Origin of the sequence: Pseudomonas abietaniphila (assembly GCF_039697315.1) — a bacterium.
GTDB lineage: Bacteria > Pseudomonadota > Gammaproteobacteria > Pseudomonadales > Pseudomonadaceae > Aquipseudomonas > Aquipseudomonas abietaniphila_B.
Genome location: NZ_CP155619.1, coordinates 701,388 through 718,820, shown reverse-complemented (window position 1 = coordinate 718,820; position 17,433 = coordinate 701,388). Strand labels below are relative to the sequence as shown.

Here is a 17,433-nt window from a genome sequence, read left to right as displayed (position 1 = left end):
GTTTTTACCGAGTGACTGGAACCAGATTCACTAATTGGAGCGGCTATGTTTTCTTCCGAACGGCTCAAGGGCATTGATGTGTTCGTCATCGTTGCCGATATGGGCAGCTTCACTGCGGCAGCTGAACGCCTGAGCCTTACCAACTCTGCCGTCAGCAAAAGCATCGCGCGACTGGAAGGGCGCCTGGGTACGCGGTTGTTCCAACGCACCACGCGTCGATTGTCGCTGACGGAAGCCGGGGAGACCTTCTACCGCACCTGCACCACGGTGCTTTCCGATCTGGAGGAGGTCGAGATTGCCCTGACGTCGACGCAGACCGAGCCACAGGGCAAGGTCCGTATCGATTTGCCCGCGTCCTATGGCCGCTTGCACGTTCTGCCGCTGATTCTCGAGTTCATGAAGCTGCACCCGCGACTCTCTCCGCATGTCTCGTTTTCCGACCGTTACGTCGACCCGGTACACGAGGGTATCGATATCGTCGTGAGGATCGGGGGCTCCGATGCGTGGCCCTCGACCATAGGGCATCAGTTCTTCGGCACCCAGAAACTCATTTTCTGCGCGTCGCCTGACTACCTGGAACGCTACGGGGAACCGGCTTCGGAGGCCGATCTGGACCGGCACCAATGCGTGGGCTACGGGCAGAACGATGGGATGACCATCCCGTGGTATTTCAAAGGCCGACAACCGGGAGACAGGGAGCGCAGGATCATTCATCCCCACATCGCCGTGGGGGACGGGGAGGGTGAGGTCATGGCCGTTCTGGCAGGGCTTGGCATCGCGCAATTACCGACCTGGCTGGTTCAAACGCATCTGAGCAGCGGCAGACTGATCGAAGTGCTGCCGCACCTCGCCACCGAAGGCATGCCGATGAACCTGGTATGGCTCAAAAGTCGTGAGGCGTTGCCAAAGGTGAGCGCGTTACTTACCTACCTGAGTGCCCATCTCACGCCAGCCGGGCGTCGCTGAGCCGGGTACGCTTGCGATGCGTGGCGTGGTGGCCAAGCGAGTGACTTATTGACCAGGCGACACCGCGAACTCGGGAAGAATGTGCGTTTGCAGTTCATCGATGACGTCCAGCGCAGGGCGTCGGGTAGGCTTGAGGTTCAGGGCAACGTGGTTGATTCCGGACTCGCGTTGACTCGCCAGGAAGTCCTTGAGTGCGTGTCGACCCCCTCTAAGCATTCTTCCCGTTTGCAGAGGTGCATCGGGATCGACGTCCAGGTCGAACATTGCGCCATAGCCGAACGGGACAAATCCTCGCGTCTCGGTCGCTTCGCGCCAATGGGCTACGGCGGCTGTCATGCGCATCGGGTCGCCGTGCCAGATCCATGCATCGACATTTCCCGCGAGCCATTCCAGCGTCTGGCCAGCACGGCCGATGGCAACGATGGGAATACGGGTCGCCGCCGGTTTGGGCACGAGGTCGATGTCCCCTCGCAATTGACCGAAATGCCGGGTCTGCAGGCCAGGGAATGACTCTGACGTCAAGGTCTTCACCAAGGTGATCGCTTCTTGATAGCGCTCCACACGGCTCGTGAAATCGACCCCGAAGGCCGGGTATTCGGCGGGCCGGTCACCCGAGGCCATGCCGGCGAGAAAGCGGCCACCCAATAGCTGATCCGCGCTGGCGATCTGCTTGGCGGTGATGACGGGTTCGCGCAATGGCGTGACGATTCCGGCCGTGCCGATCGCGATCCGGTGGGTCAGCGCTGCCAGCCAGCCGGCATACACCAGTGGGTCCAGCACCTGGCCGGTATCCCCAAATGACGGATCGTAAAAGGGCACATCGCGCAGCCACAGCGTCGCAGCATCACTCTGGTCAAGGCGCTGGACGATTTCGGCTTGATCCGACAGGCTCGGGAAGGGACTGTCCGGGTAACCACAGGCGGGCGAAATAAAGCCGATGGTTAACTGGCCTTGCTGAAAGGTCTGGTTGAACGCCGTATGGTGTGCCAGATCGTTCGAGTGACTGTCCTGATTCATCATGCGTACCCCGGTTTGAAAACAGATCGCACCAGTCTAGTGTTGAACCGGCAGCCGATTACCGATCTTTTGGATCGACCTTGATGAACGAAATTCCCGAATCGACGATCTCGCTCATGACGGCGACGGCCTTGCACCCGCGCGCCGAACCTGGACGCCCGATGAGCTGCCGATCAAAAAACGAAACCGTGCCCCAGCTCGCTTTCCATCCACTCCAGAAACCGTCTGACACGCGGAAAGCTGGAGTGTGCTTTCGGAAATACGAGGTGATGCGCCGCCACCGGCGCACTCAAGGATTCAGGTGATACTTCCACCAGGTCCCCGGAGGCCAGGTACTTCTGCGCCAGCAGCGAGCTTTCAAGTGCGAAGCCCAGCCCATGGCTCGCGGCTTCGAGAGTCATGTAGGAGCGATCGAAGCTCAGTGCATAGGGATTCTCCGGGCGTGCCAGGCCGTGTTGGGCAAACCAGGCGGGCCACTTCAGCAACGTAGCTTCCGAGAGGATCAACTCACAGTCCAGCAGATCGGCTGCGGCGCTGATCGGCCTGCGGGCGAGCAATTTGGGCGCGGCCAGCACCGCGAAGGTTTCGTTGCGCACGGTGCGCACTTCATAACTTGGCCAGTTCGGCACGCCATGACGAATGTCCACGTCGATCTTGTCCCGGCTGAAGTGCAGGGACTCGTATGAACAGGACAGGTTGATCTGGATATCGGGATGGCTGACGCGAAACGCCTCCAGTCGAGGCATCAGCCACAACAGCCCGAAACTGGGCGAGGAGTGCAGGCGCAGGCAATCGAGGCTGACATCGCTGGTGGCTCGCTCGGTCGCAATGGCCAGGCTGTGTAGAAGGCCGGAAATTTCCTTCAGGTATTGCTCGCCTACCGGCGTCAGCGTCACGCCTCGGGCGTTACGGACGAACAATTGGCGCCCGATCATCGCTTCAAGATTGGCCAGTTGATGGCTGACGGCCGAGGGCGTGAGGTCCAGCGCTTCTGCGGCTCGTGCGACGTTGCCGAAGCGTGCTGTCTGTTCGAAGGCCTGAATTGCTCTCAAGGGTGGGAGCGGTGGTGAGGCTTCTCCGCCAGTTGCCATGGTTGGTGACTCCTGTGTTCTTGTTGTGATTCGGCGGTTTCTATTCAAGCACTCCTGCAAGCCTCTTGACGAGGGCTGAATTTTTTTCAGCATCCAATGACTTTTGCGTTATTGCTCGCCCTCATCTCGAAGATCAATCTGAGTCCATCGATTCTCAGGGATCGAAGCCACCCAAAATCTCATAACAATAATCAGAGGTTTCGCTCATGCTTCTTCAAGGCAAAGTTGCAATCATCACGGGTGCAGCATCTGCGCGTGGTATTGGCCGTGCCACCGCCGCCACCTTCGCTCGCCACGGGGCCAAGGTCGTCATTCTCGATCTCGATGCAGCCGCCGCACGCGACGCAGCAGCGTCCCTCGGCGAAGGTCATCTCGGACTCGCTGCCAACGTCGCCGACGAGGCACAGGTTAACAACGCCGTGGCCCAGGCCATCGAGCACTTCGGCCGTATCGACGTGTTGGTCAACAACGCCGGTATTACCCAACCCCTCAAGACCCTCGACATCCGCCACTCGGATTACGACAAAGTGCTCGATGTCAGTCTGCGCGGCACGTTGTTGATGTCTCAGGCCGTCATTCCGCTGATGCGCAAGCAGTCCTCGGGCAGCATCGTGTGCATGTCCTCGGTGTCCGCGCAGCGTGGCGGCGGTATTTTCGGCGGTCCTCACTACAGCGCCGCGAAAGCCGGTGTGCTCGGTCTGGCCAAGGCCATGGCCCGGGAACTGGGCCCTGACAATGTTCGCGTCAACTCCATCGCCCCCGGCTTGATCCACACCGACATCACCGGCGGTCTGATGCATGATGAGCGCCGCCACGCGATCATCGACGGCATTCCGCTGGGCCGTCTGGGTGAAGCGCAGGACGTTGCCAACGCCGCACTGTTCCTGGCCAGCGACCTGTCTTCCTACCTGACAGGCATTACGCTGGATGTTAACGGCGGCATGCTAATTCACTGACGACATGTGGCCGGGCCATCAGCCCGTACTGTTCTGGATCGATGATTCGCCGGGCTCTGCAGTCTGGCGGTCTATAAAAACAAGAGATCAGATCATCATGATTACCACTATGACGCTCGACGCGGCATCGGCCGTGCGCTCGAATGCTTATCGCAAAACGGCTTGGCGCCTGATGCCATTCCTCATGCTGTGCTACCTCTGCGCGTATCTGGATCGGGTCAACGTCGGCTTCGCCAAGCTGCAAATGATGAACGACCTGTCGCTCAGCGAGACCGTCTACGGGCTTGGCGCCGGCATGTTCTTTCTCGGTTATTTTCTCTGTGAAGTCCCCAGCAACCTGATCCTGCATAAAGTCGGCGCCCGGCGCTGGATTGCACGCATCATGATCTCGTGGGGGATCATCTCGGCGCTCTTTGCCTTCGTGGAAACGGCCTGGCAGTTCTACGCGTTGCGCTTCCTGCTGGGGATTGCCGAAGCGGGGCTGGCCCCTGGCTTGCTGCTGTACCTGACTTACTGGTTTCCGTCTTACCGCCGGGCAAAGATGACCGTGCTCTGGTTCGTCGCCATCCCGTTGTCGGGCATGGTCGGCGGCCCCTTGTCAGGCTGGATCATGAACCACTTCGCCGGCATGCACGGCTGGGCCGGCTGGCAGTGGATGTTCGTGATCGAAGCCATTCCAACGGTCATCGTCGGGCTGCTGGTGCTGACCTACCTCAAAGATGGCGTGCATCAGGCCACCTGGCTCACCGACGACGAAAAGGCGCTGGTGAACAAGGAACTGGCCGAAGACAACAGCCGCAAAGTGACCCATGCGTCGCCGCGCGAATTCATTCGTGATCGCCGTCTCTGGTTATTGGCCTGCATCTATTTCTGCGTGGTCATGGGCCAGTACGCAATCACCTTCTGGCTGCCCACGCTGATACGCAACGCCGGGGTGTCCGACCCGCTGCACATCGGCCTGCTGACCAGCCTGCCGTATATGTGCGCCATCGTCGCGATGCTGCTGATGGGGCGCAGTGGCGATAAACACCGCGAGCGCCGCTGGCACCTGGTTGCGCCCATGATCGCCGGGGCCATCGGCCTTACGTTGGCGGCGTTGCTGGGCGGCAATCTGGTGCTCTCTGTGCTGAGTCTCTGTCTGGCGGCAGCGGGCGTGCTGTCTGCGTCTTCACTCTTCTGGATGTTGCCCACCACGCTTCTGGGCGGCGTGTCCGCGGCAGCAGGCATCGCGGGCATCAACAGCTTCGCCAACCTGGCGGGGTTCTGCTCGCCCTATCTGATCGGCTGGATCACGACCACGACCGGATCAAGCGCCATCGGGATGTACCTCATCACCGCCGTGCTGTTTATCGGCGCCACCCTAGTGCTGCGCATTCCGGCCGCGTCGGTCAATCGTTGAGTCAATGGAGTCTTCTGAAATGACGGTTCATGCATCACACACCAGTCTCGCGTCACTGACCGAGCGCGCTTACAACATTCGTCGCCACGCCCTGCGCATGGGGCAGGTTCAGGGCCAGGGTTACGTCGGGCAGGCGTTGGGCGCTGCCGATCTGCTGGCCGTGTCGTACTTCCACGCGCTGCGCTATCAGCCGGAAAACCCAGAGTGGGAAGCGCGCGACCGCTTTTACCTGTCCATCGGTCACTACGCGATAGCCTTGTACGCCGCACTGATCGAGGCGGGTGTCATCCCGCTGGATGAGTTGGAAACCTACGGCTCGGATGACAGCCGTTTGCCGATGTCGGGCATGGCCGCTTACACCCCGGGCATGGAGATCACCGGCGGCTCGCTCGGGCACGGACTGGGGATCGCGGTCGGCGCCTGTCTGGGACTCAAGCGCAAAAAATCCGACTCGTTCGTCTATAACCTGCTCTCTGACGGTGAGCTGAACGAGGGTTCGACCTGGGAAGCTGCGATGTCGGCCTCGCACTGGAAGCTCGACAACCTGATCGCGATCATCGACGTGAACAACCAACAGGCGGACGGCCATTCCAGCGAAGTGTTGGCGTTCGAGCCCATCGTGGATCGTTGGCAGGCATTTGGCTGGTTCACGCAACGGGTAGACGGGAACGACCTGCAAGCGTTGGTCGACGCCTTCGACGCTGCGCGCAGCCACACCGGCAGTCAACCTCGCGTGATCATCTGCGACACCAAGATGGGCAAAGGCGTGGACTTCCTCGAAACCCGGGAAAAGACCCACTTCATCCGCGTCGATGAAAACGAATGGGATCTGGCATTGCAAAACCTTCAGGTCGGGAGCGACAAATGAGCACGGTAAATACCCCTCAAAGCGGCAAGAAACGACTGACGACCTCGGCCATGATCGCCTCCATTGCCTCTGAAGGTCAGGCCACCCGATCCGCGCCTTTCGGGCATGCGCTGGCGGCGCTGGCAGAGCAACGCCAGGACATCGTCGGCCTGTCTGCCGATCTGTCGAAATACACGGACCTGCACATCTTCGCCAAGGCGCACCCGGACCGCTTCTACCAGATGGGAATGGCCGAGCAACTGCTGATGAGCGCCGCCGCGGGCATGGCGCGCGAGGGTTTCACGCCGTTCGCCACGACCTACGCGGTGTTCGCGTCGCGTCGTGCCTACGATTTCATCTGCATGGCGATTGCCGAGGAAAACCTCAACGTGAAAATCGTCTGCGGTTTGCCCGGCCTCACCACCGGTTACGGCCCCAGCCACCAGGCAACCGATGACCTGGCGATCTTCCGCGCCATGCCCAATCTGATGATCGTCGACCCCTGCGATGCGCTGGAAATCGAGCAGGCGGTGCCCGCCATCGCGGCGCACCAGGGCCCGGTGTACATGCGCTTGCTGCGCGGCAACGTACCGGTCGTACTGGACGAGTACGGTTACACGTTTGAAATCGGCAAAGCGAAGACCCTGCGCACGGGCAACGATGTGCTGATCATTTCCACCGGCCTGATGACCATGCGCGCCCTCGAGGCGGCCGAGAAGCTGAAAGCCGATGGTGTCGACGTGGCGGTGCTGCACGTGCCCACGGTCAAGCCACTGGACGAGCAGACCATTCTGGCTGAAGCGCGTAAATCCGGACGGCTGGTGGTGACGGCCGAGAACGCGTCGATCATCGGTGGTTTGGGTGAGGCAGTGGCGGGGCTGCTGATGCGAAATGGCGTGACACCGACGTTCCGCCAGATTGCGCTGCCGGATGCGTTTCTGGACGCGGGCGCGCTACCGACCCTGCATGACCGCTACGGTATCTCCACCGATGCGGTGAGTGCCCAGATAAAAGCGTGGCTATAAAGAACGCCATCCCATAAAAAAACCGCCCTGGATGGGCGGTTTTTTTTTAAGTCCGGAACTCGTCGGCGCACCTCGTGTTCGCCTCATGAATCCCCAACAGTTACAGCGTCGGCTTGATCAACTGTAACTGCTGGCGATAGTCATCGGTCACCTGTCGGGCCTGGCTGTTGCTGGTGACCACGCGCGGGGTGATCAGCACGATCAGCTCCGTGCGTTTCTTGCTTTTGCTCGTGCTGCCAAACAACCAGCGCAATCCCGGTATGCGGCCCAGGTAGGGCACGGATGAGGCGGTGTCGCTGTTGTCCTGCTTGATCAGCCCGCCGAGCAGGACGGTCTGTCCACTCTGCACCGCGACTTGCGTCGACACCGAGCGGGTGGAGATGCGCGGGTTGCCGTTGCTGTCGGAAGCGGCAGTGTTGTCGGCGTCGCTCACCTGCTGCTGGATGTCCATATAGACGAGTCCACCCGGGTTGATGCGCGGCACCACGTCGAGGATGACCCCGGTCTGAACGTATTCGACGCTGCTCAACGTCGTGTTGGACACGTTGGTGTTGACCGTGGTCTGGCTGATGGGGATGTTGTCGCCGACCTGAATCTGCGCCTGCTGGTTGTTCATGACCACCAGCGAAGGCGCTGACAGCACTTGGGTGCGGCCATTGGTTTCAAGCGCATGCAGCGCCACTTGCAGGTTGTTGCTGACGAACGAATAGAACAGCGAGTCAGTGGCGCCCAGTCCGGCTCCGCCGCCGCCCAACGCGCCCTGACTGCCGGAGGCATTGGCGACGGTGGTGCTGCCGGAGTTACCGGCCAGTTTGCCGAGATACCATTGCACGCCCAGGTCCAGTTCACCGCTCAGATTGACTTCCAGAATCCGCGTTTCGATCTGCACCTGCATCGGCGCGTTGTCCAGTCGCTTGATGGCAGACTCGATCTCCGCCCATTGCGCGGGACGGGTGCGGATCAGCAACTGATTGCTGCTTTTCTGTGCAGTGATGCGGGTGCTGTCGTCCAGTCGTTTGCTGGCACCGGAGTCTGAGCTGGCCGTCTCGCTGTCGGTGCCTTCGACGCCGCCGGCGTTATCATCGGTTGGCTCGTCGTCCGTCTCTTCCTCGTTCTGCTGCATGCCGCTCTGCAGACTGCCGTTGCTGCCGCTCACGCCCATCCCGGCGCCCGAGCCCATTCCCTGACCGGTGCCGCTCAGTCCCATGCCGCCCGCGCTGCTACCGTTGCCATTGAGCGACGACAGCGAGCGTGTGCGCAAGCCGGGCGCCACCCTGGCGGCGCTGTCATCCTTGATCTGTCCGTTGCCGTAGATCTGACGCAGGTATTTAGCCAGGTCGGAGGCCTTCATGTTGCGCACGTCATACACGTACATCTGGGGTTCGTTGCCGCCGCCCTCGTCGATGGTATGAATCCAGTCACCGACTTCACTCAGGTAGCGCGGTTGCGCGGAAATCGCCACCACCGAGTTGGTTCGGTCGATGGGCAGAAAGCGCACCATGCCTGCCATGGGCATGCCGCTGTCGGGGCCGAACATCTTCTTCAGTTCAGGCATCAGCTCGCCGACGGTCGCACGTTGCAGCCCATAGACAGCGATCGACATGCCTTTGAGCCAGTCGACATCGAAGGTGTCGATGGTGTCCTGATAGTTGGCCAGTTCATCCGGCGTACCGGCGAGGCTGAGCACGTTGCGACCCGGATCGACCAACAGGAACGCGTTGTCCCGCGCGAAGGGTTTTAGCAGCTTCTGCATCTCTGTCGCCGAGATGTAGTGCAGCGGAAACAGCCGCGCGGAAAGCCCGCTGGAAGGTCGCGCCACGGGCATTTCGGGGACCAGCTTACCGGCCACCGCCTGATTCGCGGGGAGGATCACATAACGGTCGCCCTGACGGATCATGGCGTTGTCGGTCCACGACAGCAGGGTTTCCAGAATCGACAGCGCCTGTTGCTTGTTTACCGGCTTGGAGGTGGAAAAGCTCACGTCGCCTTTGACGCCTTGGGCAATGCTGTAGTTTTCGTGCAGCAGGTCGCCCATCACGCTGTTGATCACCGCCTCGATGGGCTGATTGGTGAAGTTGAAGACGATATCGCCGATCGCTTGCGCCGGGCCGTTTGCGCCTGCCGCCGTGCCCGGGCTGTGCACGAATGTCTGAGTGCCACGAATGATCTGCTGGCGCGGCACCGCCCTGGCGCTCGCGTTCGACGGGTTCGTCAAGGGTGCCGGTTCGGTCAGGGGAGCTCGTTGCGAGCCTGTACCATCGAGTGCTTCCTGCATCAGTGCCGGGTCGTTTTCAAAGTGCTCCGGCGTGCTGGCACAACCGGCCAGTGCGACTGCGGTAGCCAGACAAAACAGAGGGCTGCGCAAACGGGGAAACTCAAGGTAGCGATTGTTCATGGTGTGGGTACGTCTGGAAGGGTAATAAGGGGCGCCTTCGAAGGCGGTGGAAGTCGAAGCAGGGGCAGGCGCAGTTCGCGGGTCTGTCCCTGGTGGCTGAAGGTGGCTTGCTGGGGCGTGGCAGCGGTCAGGGTCCAGCCGTTATCGAGGGAGCTGCCGACGGCCAGTTTCAGGTTGTGTTTATCCGGCATGCGCAACAGCACCCACTGGGCTTGACCGTCGATGATTACGCCGCTGAGGCTGATGCCGTCGAGGGAGGAGGCCTGATGTTTCCCGATGGCCAGATCGCCTTTGCGATCCGGGCTGAACATCGACTGCTGCCAGGTCAGCGACAGGGCCTGGGCCGACAGGGGCGACAGTGTCGGGGGCTTGGCGGCAGGCGCGGCTTCGCGGGTTGCGCTCGCCGGTAGCCAGTCGACAGTCTGCCCGGCGCCCATGGCCAGGCTGACGGCCGCTGCGGTCAACAGGGCGGTGCTCGCCAGCAACGTCAGGGTCAGGGTGTCGAACCTCATGCGTCGGGCTCCTCGCCGGGTGCGGGCGGTTGTTCAGGCTGTTTTTCCCGAGCCGACGACGCTGGTGGCTGTTGCAGATAGCCGCGCAGCAACAGGTGCACCTGTAACCGGCCGGCCCCGCCGCTGGCGGGCGCGGAGGTCGCGCGGCGCAGGCTCAGGTTGTCGACGAACAGAAACGGTTGCCCGTATTCGACGTCATGCAGCAGGTTGGCGAGCGGCTCCATGGCGCACTCCAGTGTCAGGCTGACTTTCACCTGGCGATAAGGCTCGGCGCTGTCGTGCTCAGGGGTGATCGGCATGCGTTGCGTGACCTGGCAGCCGGGGCCCTGATCGGCGTGGGCCTTCACCAGATCGAGACTGCGCTGCATCAGGTCAGCCGCCACGGCGCTGGGGTCTTCGCCGGGTAGCAGGCTGGTGCGGCTGGACGGATCACGGCGCGCTGCCTGCAACTGCTGCTCCAGGCCGTCGCGTTGTTGCAGGATGGCGGCGTAGCGCTGTTGCTGTGCGCGCAGCGTATCGGCCTGCTCGTCGAGGGCGTTCAGCGGGTCGAGGAACCAGCTCTGCACCAGCAACCACCACGCGACCCATAGCAATAAGGCGAGGACGATCAATGCCGCGCCACGGCGTTCTCGAGGGGTCAGTTCACGGCGCATCGACGACCTCCTTGCGCAGGTGCGCTCTCAGGGAAAAGCGCTCTTTGCCGGTCTGCGCATCGGGCTGGATGATCCCTTGGAACTGGGCGTCACTCAGGGTCTTGCAGTCCTTCATGCGGGTTATCAGTGCGCTGGCCTTGGCGCTTTGTCCGGAGAGGGAAACACCTCCACCGTCGGCGATTTCGAGCTGCTCGACCCAGGTGTCAGCCCCCAGACATCCGGTGAGGTCCACCAGCACGCTGGACAGCGTGGGTTGAGCGGCTTTCTGCTGGGCCAGATAACGGGCGGCACCCTGGGTGTTGATCAATTCCCGCCGCAGGTTTTGCACGGCCTGGACCTGTGTGCGTTGTTCATCGACGCTGCTGCGCATGGCGTCGACCATGGCACTGCGGGCGTTCAGCCAGAGCACCATGCAGCTCACCAGCAGCGCGCAGCAGACCAGCGCCAGATAACGTGGCAGCCGCGCACGTCCCCGGCGGGGCGGCTGCTGCCCGGCGGGCAACAGGTCGACGCCCAGCCTGCGACCCTGTGCATCGCGGCCATCGACGGCATGCAGGGCCAGGCCCTGTGCGTTGCAGGCATCGAGCGCTGGCTGCAGACGTTCACGCAAAACCGCGACCAGCATCACTTGCGCGAGCGCGCCTTCCTTACCGATAACCCGCGCGACGTACTGCATCTGATCGCGGGGGTAGGGCGTGTATTTGTCGAGCTCGAAGCCGATGACGTTGTGCAGATCACGCACGGCAGCCGTCGGCAATAACAACGTCTGAACCAGCATCATGCTCGCGGGCAAGACCAGCACCACACGCTCATCGTGGCGCTCATCGATCGGGACGGGCAGTGGCCAGTCGATCAGCCGTTCGCGCACCTGCGGCAGCAAACGCGCACGAACGGGAGCGGGCAGCAGGGCCTGCAGCTCGTTCAGCCAGGCGCGCCACAGTTGTTGTGCGCGGCTGCTACGCCATTGACTGTGAAGGCTGGCGTGGAGCGGGGCGAGCCGTTTGAAAGATAAATGCTTCATTCTTGCCAGCGCAGGACCCGGTAAGGCCTGGCACCCTCCTTCGATGGGTTCAGTAACAGCGTGACGCTCAGCGTCGTGGTAAAGCCGCCGGGCAATGTCGCCTGGCTGTGTACGGTGATCACAGGGCCTGCATCGCCGGTGATTGCGCCGCCCTGAGGCAGGTTCAGGGCACGCCGCAACCAGGGCGAGGCCAGTCGCGGATCGGGAGCGGGCAGACCGCTCCACAAGGTCAACTGCGCACTGGCACAGCTGTAAAGCCGCTGGTCCATGGTTGGCAATTCTCGAACTTCCTCGATCGTGCGCAGCGGGGCGCGGTCACCGCCCCGGCGCTGGTTCAGCGCTTGCGACAGGTCCGCCGATTGCTCCCTCGATCCGCCGCACGCCAGCACCAGCCGGGCAAACGACTCGACCGGCGCAGCGTTGAGGTCCAGCTTTCCGGCCTCGCTGGTCACGCTTACCGCCAACGACGCGTCGTCGAATCGCAGGGCATGCGGCTGACCGTCAGCCTTCCAGCGGCGTAGCGGATCGCGGTCCAGCTGCGCCAGCACGGCCATGCCCACTCCCGCTTCAGCGGCCAGCACCGCCTGGGTATGCTGGCGCTGCCACAGCGCCTGACGGTTCTGCAGATGCACCCAACCCAGAAGGCCGGCGAGCAAGGTGCCCAGCAGCGCCAGGACCCACAGCACCAACAGCAGCGCCACGCCGCGCTCGCGGTTCATAACGTGCGCGCCTCGGACGACAAGTCCAGGCGCAGGTCGATGCTTTGCAACGGCCACGGTACGGGGCCGGCCAGTTGCGCATCGACGCGTACGCTCACTGGCAGTCGCCCGGGCCAGGGCCAGTGATCCAGCCAGTCCGTTGCCTCACCCTTGGGCGAGATCCCGCGGTAGCTGAACTGCACGTCCTGCACCTGATGCAGCAACACCTGCGGTTCATCCGCCGGCAACAAGCCTTGATCACGCAACCGCTCCAGACTCACCTGCAAGCGTTGTCCCGGTGCCTGCGAGACGCTGTATCGATATATGCCACCGCCGAGGGTGGCCACGAGCGGCGCGTAAAAACTCATGCGGTGCGACTCGCCAACGAATACCGGCGATGGCTCCACTCCCGGGGCGCCTGCCGCCAAGGGCAGGGCCTGGCCAACGGCAGTGCGCAGAAAGTTTTGCGTCGAGCGCACTTCGTCCAGTCGCGTGCTGTAGCGTTCGGCCTTGCCCATGGCCCGATTGGCACCCGTGATTGCGCCCCCGATCAGGGTCAGCAGCACGCCGAGCAGGCTCAGCACCACCAGCACTTCCAGCAAAGTGAAGCCTTGCGCCCGACGGATCATCGGCCCGCCCCCGAGCCTGCGCTGCGCACCTGAAGCGTGCTGTAGTGCGCCTGTCGAGCCCCGTCATTGACGTCCAGGTCCAGCCGCCAGGTATCCAGCGGCGCGTTGGCAGCGGGCAACGCGCTGACGTTCAACCGCCAGCTCACGCCGGACCATCGCCCTTGTGTGACGCCGGCCTGCAAGCGACCCGCGATGGCTTCGTCCATCAACGAGCGCGCGGTCAGGCTCAACAGATCGCTGCGTTGCGCCTGTTGCAGGGCGCGGGCGCTCTGACCGAACGCGACCACCAGCACGCTGCTGCACACCGCCAGCACTGCGAGGGCAGCGAGCATCTCCAGCAGCGTGAACCCGCGCTCGGCGCTCAATTGAGCGTGCGCAACTGAACGTTGCCCGTGAGCCAGTTGATGTCGACCCGCCAACGCTTGTCATCCCGCGTCAGCAACAGGTGCCCGCCGCTCGATCCGCCGTCGGGGTAGAACTCGAAGGCCGGGCCCAGTCCGTCGGCCGTCTGCAGCTGGACGTGCATGTCGCTGGGCAGTTGCCTGGCTTTTTGCTGCGGCCCCTGAAAACGCCCGTCCTTCAGATCGAAACGCGTTTGCGCCGGTTGCCCGGTGACGATCGCCTGAACCCGCGCTGCACGCAGTGCCTGCACCACCTCGCTTAAGGCGCGGCGTTCGCTGGCGGCGTGCAGACCCTTGCCCACGCCAAAGCCCACCAGGCCGACGCTGATGCCGATCAGCACGATCACCACCAGCAGTTCGAACAGGGTAAAGCCGCGGGCGCGGGGCAGGGCGTGCATGTTATTCCCAGTTACCCAGGTCGGCCTTGTAGCCGTCGCCGCCTGGCTGACCGTCCTGGCCGAAGAAAATCAGGTCGAAGCTGCCGTGCTCGCCGGGGAAGCGGTAACCGAAGGCGTGGCCGAACGGGTCCTTGAGGTCGGACTGTTTCGCGTAGGGACCCGCCCAACCGGTGGCATTGGCGGGTTTAGTCACCAGTTGCTGGAGGTTGGCCGGCGGCGAACCGACGTCCAGGCCGTAGCTTTCGATCTTCATGCTCAGGCTCGCCAACTGGGCCTTGCCTGCGCCGTACTTGCCCTTGTCGACGTTGCCGCCGACCTGGCGCACGACGATGGTAGCGACGATGCCCAGCAGGACGATTACCGCGAGCATTTCCAACAGGGTGAAGCCGCCTTGGCGACGGCCATGGACGGGTTTGAATCGAGTCATGTGTGTGTCCTCAAATGTTACTGGTCAGGCTCATCAGCGGGAGCATGATGGCCAGCATGATCACCGCGACCATGACGGCCATGACCACGGTCAGACTGGGAACCAGCGCGGCGAGCATGCGGTCGATGCCACGCTTGGCCTCGACATCGAAAACGTCGGCGACCTTGAGCAGCATGCTGTCGAGGTTGCCGGCCTGTTCGCCGACTTCGATCATCTGCAGCGCCAGTTCCGGCAGCAGCGGTTGTTCGCCAAACGCCTGGGCCAGCGTGCCGCCGCCTTTGACCCAGTCCGTCGCTTGCTCAACCTGAGCGCGCAGGGCGTGGTTGCCACAGACCTGGCGAACAATGTTCATGGCCTGGAGCAGAGCGACACCATTGCTCAGCAAGGTGCCCAGCGTTCGGGCCAGCCGTGCGGCTTCGATGCGCTGCAGCAGTGGGCCGATGATGTTCAGTGACAGCACGCGGCGGTCGTGTCGTTGTCGTCGTTGGGGATCGCGCCGCAAGACCGCGACGCTCCAGATCGTCGCCACGAGGGCTCCCAACAGGACGAGGCCGTAGGCGCTCAAGAACTCACCCAGTCCGAGAATGGCCTGGGTGATCCATGGAATGGGAACGCCCAGGTCGCGAAAGATCGGCACGAATTGCGGCACCACATAAGCGAGCAACAGGGCCAGTGAGCCGAGAACGCCCACCACCAGAAAGATCGGGTAGATCAGCGCGTTGATCACTTCGCCGCGCAGCTTCTGGCTGCGTTCCAGGTAATCGCTGAGTTGACGCAGCGTGTTTTCCAGCGAGCCGCCGGCCTCACCGGCCCGGACCATGCTGATATAGAGGCTGGAAAATTCCCCGTGCTCTTCTTCCAGCGCCTGGCTCAACGGCTTGCCCGCCTTGACCTGCTCGCGTACCCGCTCAAACAACGCCTGGCGCTTGGTGTCGTGGTGTTGCCTGAGCAATGTGCCCAGTGCCCGCTCCAGCGGTTGGCCCGCACCGATCAGGGTCGCCAGTTGTTGGGTGAAGCTGACCAGCGCAGCGCCGTTCAGCACGCTGCGACGCATGACGCCGCCGAGTCCGCTGTGAGTGCCGGCTTCCAGACTGAGCAGCAACAGACCGCGCTTTTGCAGGATCGCCGCTGCGGCGTTCTGATCGCTCGCTTCCAGCGTGCCGTTCTGCGCGACGCCATCGGCGTCCAGTGCGCGGTATTTGAAATGGGCCATGATCAATCGCCGCGCGTGACGCGCAGCACCTCTTCGAGCGAGGTCACACCGGCGACCGCCTGGCGCAGGCCTTCTTCATACAAGGTGCGCAGTCCACCGCGCCGGGCCGCCTGTTCCAGTGTCGCGGCATCGGCCTGGCGCATCAGCAGGCTGCGAAGCTCTTCGTTCATCACCAGCAATTCAGTGATCGCGCTGCGGCCGTGATAACCACCGCCGGGCAGTTCACTGGCTGGCCGGTACAGAATGATCGGCCGCTGTTCGGTGAAGCGTTCCAGGCCATGTTCGACAATCAGTTCGGCCGGTGCCTCAAACGCGATGCGCGTCACAGGGTCGAGGCGGCGCACCAGACGCTGAGCCAGAATGCCTTTGACGGTCGACGCGATCAGGTAGCTCTCGACCCCCATGTCGAGCAGACGGGTGATACTCGCCGCCGCGCTGTTGGTGTGCAGGGTGGACAGCACCAGGTGGCCGGTGAGCGAGGACTGGATCGCGATGCGACAGGTTTCCAGGTCGCGCATCTCGCCGATCATGATGACGTCCGGGTCCTGGCGCACGATGGAGCGCAGTGCTCCGGCGAAGTCGAGGCCTATGGAAGGCTTCACCTGAATCTGGTTGATGCCCTCCAGTTGGTATTCAACCGGGTCTTCGACGGTGATGATCTTGCGTTCGGCGGTATTCAGGCGCGACAGCGCGGTGTACAGGGTGGTGGTCTTGCCCGATCCGGTCGGGCCGGTCACCAAGAGGATGCCGTGGGGGTTTTCCAGCACGTCGAGAAAGTTCTGCAGGCGTTCGCCGTCCATGCCGAGGCTGGGAAAATCGAAACTCACGGTCTGGCGGTCGAGCAGGCGCATGACCACCGATTCGCCGAAACTGGTGGGCACCGTACTCACCCGCAGGTCCAGTTCCTTGCCTTGGATTCGCAGCATGATCCGCCCGTCCTGAGGCAGACGACGTTCGGCGATGTCCAGCCGGGCCATGATTTTGAGACGCGAAATGATGGCGGCGGACGAACTGGACGGCGGGGCTTCGGCTTCGTGCAGCACGCCATCGATGCGGTAACGCACTTTCAGCTGGCTTTCAAAGGGTTCTATATGGATGTCCGAAGCGCGTTGCTCGACCGCGCGCTGCAGAATCAGGTTAACCAAGCGGATGACCGGGGCTTCGGAAGCCAGGTCCTTGAGGTGCTCGATGTCTTCCTCTGCGCCACCGACATCGTCCATCGTCTCGATCAGCGAACCCATTGCCGAACGGCCCTGACCGTAGAACCGTTCGATCAGGCCGTCCACTTCGCTGGACAGTCCCACCGACACATACACCGGTGTCTGGCAGGCATAGCGCACCGCCTCCAGGCCGTATGCATTGCCAGGATTGGCCGCCAGCACATGGACGCCGTTCGCGTGGCAGCCGATGGGCAGCAGACGATGGTGACGCATAAAGCGCTCACTCAATGAGGGCAAGGCATCGGCGGGAAGGGGAACGGCGTCGGCGATCAGTAACGGTGCTTCAAGGGTCGATGCCCACGCCCGGGCCAGGTCCAGTTCGGACACCAGGCCAAGACGCGTCAGCATCTCGGTCAATGAACTGCCTGCCGATTCCTGCGTGATTCGCCGTGCCCGGTCCAGATCGGCTGATTTGAGCCCGGCATGGACCATTAACCAGGCACACAACACATCTGACGAATGCCCGGTCAGGTGATCAAGGTGGACAGGATTTAACGTATCGGACACGACGAGGCTTCAAGTAGCGACGAACAGAGGGGGACTCTTTTCAGTCCCCCTCGTTCGT

18 protein-coding genes are annotated in these 17,433 nt (G+C 62.6%); 5 read left to right on the top strand and 13 right to left on the bottom strand.

Annotated features, from left to right (window positions below):
• Nucleotides 1-45 precede the first annotated feature (45 nt).
• Entirely contained in the window at nt 46-966 is a 921-nt protein-coding gene (locus ABDX87_RS03090) for a LysR substrate-binding domain-containing protein (protein WP_346831538.1), read from the top strand.
• A 45-nt stretch (nt 967-1,011) separates the two neighbouring features.
• Here ABDX87_RS03090 and ABDX87_RS03085 read toward each other — a convergent pair whose 3' ends face one another.
• Nucleotides 1,012-1,983 (bottom strand): LLM class oxidoreductase, encoded by a 972-nt coding sequence (locus ABDX87_RS03085; protein ID WP_346833690.1) that lies wholly within the window; start codon nt 1,981-1,983, stop codon nt 1,012-1,014.
• Nucleotides 1,984-2,156: 173 nt separating this feature from the next.
• Entirely contained in the window at nt 2,157-3,074 is a 918-nt protein-coding gene (locus tag ABDX87_RS03080) for a LysR substrate-binding domain-containing protein (protein ID WP_346831537.1), read from the bottom strand.
• Between the two features lie 206 nt (nt 3,075-3,280).
• Between ABDX87_RS03080 and ABDX87_RS03075 the strand changes: the two genes are divergently transcribed.
• From ABDX87_RS03075 to ABDX87_RS03060, 4 genes are all read left to right on the top strand, one after another.
• Nucleotides 3,281-4,030, top strand: a complete 750-nt coding sequence (locus ABDX87_RS03075; RefSeq protein ID WP_346831536.1) for an SDR family NAD(P)-dependent oxidoreductase — start codon at nt 3,281-3,283, stop codon at nt 4,028-4,030.
• Nucleotides 4,031-4,127: 97 nt separating this feature from the next.
• Nucleotides 4,128-5,429, top strand: coding sequence for an MFS transporter (locus ABDX87_RS03070; protein WP_346831535.1), 1,302 nt, complete (start codon nt 4,128-4,130; stop codon nt 5,427-5,429).
• Nucleotides 5,430-5,448: 19 nt separating this feature from the next.
• Nucleotides 5,449-6,297, top strand: a complete 849-nt coding sequence (locus ABDX87_RS03065) for a transketolase (protein ID WP_346831534.1) — start codon at nt 5,449-5,451, stop codon at nt 6,295-6,297.
• Nucleotides 6,294-7,301 carry a transketolase family protein gene (locus tag ABDX87_RS03060; RefSeq protein ID WP_346831533.1) on the top strand — a complete coding sequence of 336 codons (1,008 nt, stop codon included), beginning with the start codon at nt 6,294-6,296 and terminating at the stop codon, nt 7,299-7,301. The genes ABDX87_RS03065 and ABDX87_RS03060 overlap by 4 nt, the downstream gene beginning before the upstream one ends.
• Nucleotides 7,302-7,401: 100 nt before the next feature.
• Here ABDX87_RS03060 and gspD read toward each other — a convergent pair whose 3' ends face one another.
• Genes gspD through gspE form a run of 11 tightly spaced genes read right to left on the bottom strand, consistent with a single transcriptional unit; the run spans nt 7,402 to nt 17,300 of the window.
• Nucleotides 7,402-9,696 (bottom strand): type II secretion system secretin GspD, encoded by a 2,295-nt coding sequence (gene gspD / locus ABDX87_RS03055; RefSeq protein WP_346831532.1) that lies wholly within the window; start codon nt 9,694-9,696, stop codon nt 7,402-7,404.
• Nucleotides 9,693-10,208, bottom strand: a complete 516-nt coding sequence (locus tag ABDX87_RS03050) for a hypothetical protein (RefSeq protein ID WP_346831531.1) — start codon at nt 10,206-10,208, stop codon at nt 9,693-9,695. The genes gspD and ABDX87_RS03050 overlap by 4 nt, the downstream gene beginning before the upstream one ends.
• Nucleotides 10,205-10,861 (bottom strand): type II secretion system protein GspM, encoded by a 657-nt coding sequence (gene gspM, locus ABDX87_RS03045; protein ID WP_346831530.1) that lies wholly within the window; start codon nt 10,859-10,861, stop codon nt 10,205-10,207. Before gspM ends, ABDX87_RS03050 begins: the two co-directional genes overlap by 4 nt.
• Entirely contained in the window at nt 10,851-11,882 is a 1,032-nt protein-coding gene (locus ABDX87_RS03040) for a type II secretion system protein GspL (protein WP_346831529.1), read from the bottom strand. Before ABDX87_RS03040 ends, gspM begins: the two co-directional genes overlap by 11 nt.
• Complete coding sequence (locus tag ABDX87_RS03035; RefSeq protein WP_346831528.1) at nt 11,879-12,601, bottom strand: type II secretion system minor pseudopilin GspK; 723 nt, start codon at nt 12,599-12,601, stop codon at nt 11,879-11,881. Before ABDX87_RS03035 ends, ABDX87_RS03040 begins: the two co-directional genes overlap by 4 nt.
• Entirely contained in the window at nt 12,598-13,209 is a 612-nt protein-coding gene (locus ABDX87_RS03030; RefSeq protein ID WP_346831527.1) for a prepilin-type N-terminal cleavage/methylation domain-containing protein, read from the bottom strand. The genes ABDX87_RS03035 and ABDX87_RS03030 overlap by 4 nt, the downstream gene beginning before the upstream one ends.
• A complete protein-coding gene (locus tag ABDX87_RS03025; RefSeq protein WP_346831526.1) occupies nt 13,206-13,574 on the bottom strand; it encodes a type II secretion system protein in 369 nt (122 codons plus the stop codon). The genes ABDX87_RS03030 and ABDX87_RS03025 overlap by 4 nt, the downstream gene beginning before the upstream one ends.
• Complete coding sequence (locus tag ABDX87_RS03020; protein ID WP_346831525.1) at nt 13,571-14,008, bottom strand: GspH/FimT family pseudopilin; 438 nt, start codon at nt 14,006-14,008, stop codon at nt 13,571-13,573. The genes ABDX87_RS03025 and ABDX87_RS03020 overlap by 4 nt, the downstream gene beginning before the upstream one ends.
• 1 nt (nt 14,009) lies before the next feature.
• Nucleotides 14,010-14,435 (bottom strand): type II secretion system major pseudopilin GspG, encoded by a 426-nt coding sequence (gene gspG / locus ABDX87_RS03015; RefSeq protein ID WP_346831524.1) that lies wholly within the window; start codon nt 14,433-14,435, stop codon nt 14,010-14,012.
• A gap of 10 nt (nt 14,436-14,445) precedes the next feature.
• A complete protein-coding gene (gene gspF / locus ABDX87_RS03010; RefSeq protein WP_346831523.1) occupies nt 14,446-15,648 on the bottom strand; it encodes a type II secretion system inner membrane protein GspF in 1,203 nt (400 codons plus the stop codon).
• Nucleotides 15,649-15,650: 2 nt separating this feature from the next.
• On the bottom strand, nt 15,651-17,300 hold the full coding sequence (gspE, locus tag ABDX87_RS03005) for a type II secretion system ATPase GspE (protein WP_346833689.1): 1,650 nt from the start codon (nt 17,298-17,300) through the stop codon (nt 15,651-15,653).
• Between the last annotated feature and the right edge of the window lie 133 nt (nt 17,301-17,433).

Bases quoted from the DNA above. Each gene is read 5' to 3' on its own strand.
- ABDX87_RS03090 (WP_346831538.1), top strand. From the start codon at position 46: ATGTTTTCTTCCGAACGGCTCAAGGGCATTGATGTGTTCGTCATCGTT.
- ABDX87_RS03085 (WP_346833690.1), bottom strand. From the start codon at position 1,983: ATGAATCAGGACAGTCACTCGAACGATCTGGCACACCATACGGCGTTC.
- ABDX87_RS03080 (WP_346831537.1), bottom strand. From the start codon at position 3,074: ATGGCAACTGGCGGAGAAGCCTCACCACCGCTCCCACCCTTGAGAGCA.
- ABDX87_RS03075 (WP_346831536.1), top strand. From the start codon at position 3,281: ATGCTTCTTCAAGGCAAAGTTGCAATCATCACGGGTGCAGCATCTGCG.
- ABDX87_RS03070 (WP_346831535.1), top strand. From the start codon at position 4,128: ATGATTACCACTATGACGCTCGACGCGGCATCGGCCGTGCGCTCGAAT.
- ABDX87_RS03065 (WP_346831534.1), top strand. From the start codon at position 5,449: ATGACGGTTCATGCATCACACACCAGTCTCGCGTCACTGACCGAGCGC.
- ABDX87_RS03060 (WP_346831533.1), top strand. From the start codon at position 6,294: ATGAGCACGGTAAATACCCCTCAAAGCGGCAAGAAACGACTGACGACC.
- gspD (WP_346831532.1), bottom strand. From the start codon at position 9,696: ATGAACAATCGCTACCTTGAGTTTCCCCGTTTGCGCAGCCCTCTGTTT.
- ABDX87_RS03050 (WP_346831531.1), bottom strand. From the start codon at position 10,208: ATGAGGTTCGACACCCTGACCCTGACGTTGCTGGCGAGCACCGCCCTG.
- gspM (WP_346831530.1), bottom strand. From the start codon at position 10,861: ATGCGCCGTGAACTGACCCCTCGAGAACGCCGTGGCGCGGCATTGATC.
- ABDX87_RS03040 (WP_346831529.1), bottom strand. From the start codon at position 11,882: ATGAAGCATTTATCTTTCAAACGGCTCGCCCCGCTCCACGCCAGCCTT.
- ABDX87_RS03035 (WP_346831528.1), bottom strand. From the start codon at position 12,601: ATGAACCGCGAGCGCGGCGTGGCGCTGCTGTTGGTGCTGTGGGTCCTG.
- ABDX87_RS03030 (WP_346831527.1), bottom strand. From the start codon at position 13,209: ATGATCCGTCGGGCGCAAGGCTTCACTTTGCTGGAAGTGCTGGTGGTG.
- ABDX87_RS03020 (WP_346831525.1), bottom strand. From the start codon at position 14,008: ATGCACGCCCTGCCCCGCGCCCGCGGCTTTACCCTGTTCGAACTGCTG.
- gspG (WP_346831524.1), bottom strand. From the start codon at position 14,435: ATGACTCGATTCAAACCCGTCCATGGCCGTCGCCAAGGCGGCTTCACC.
- gspF (WP_346831523.1), bottom strand. From the start codon at position 15,648: ATGGCCCATTTCAAATACCGCGCACTGGACGCCGATGGCGTCGCGCAG.
- gspE (WP_346833689.1), bottom strand. From the start codon at position 17,300: ATGGTCCATGCCGGGCTCAAATCAGCCGATCTGGACCGGGCACGGCGA.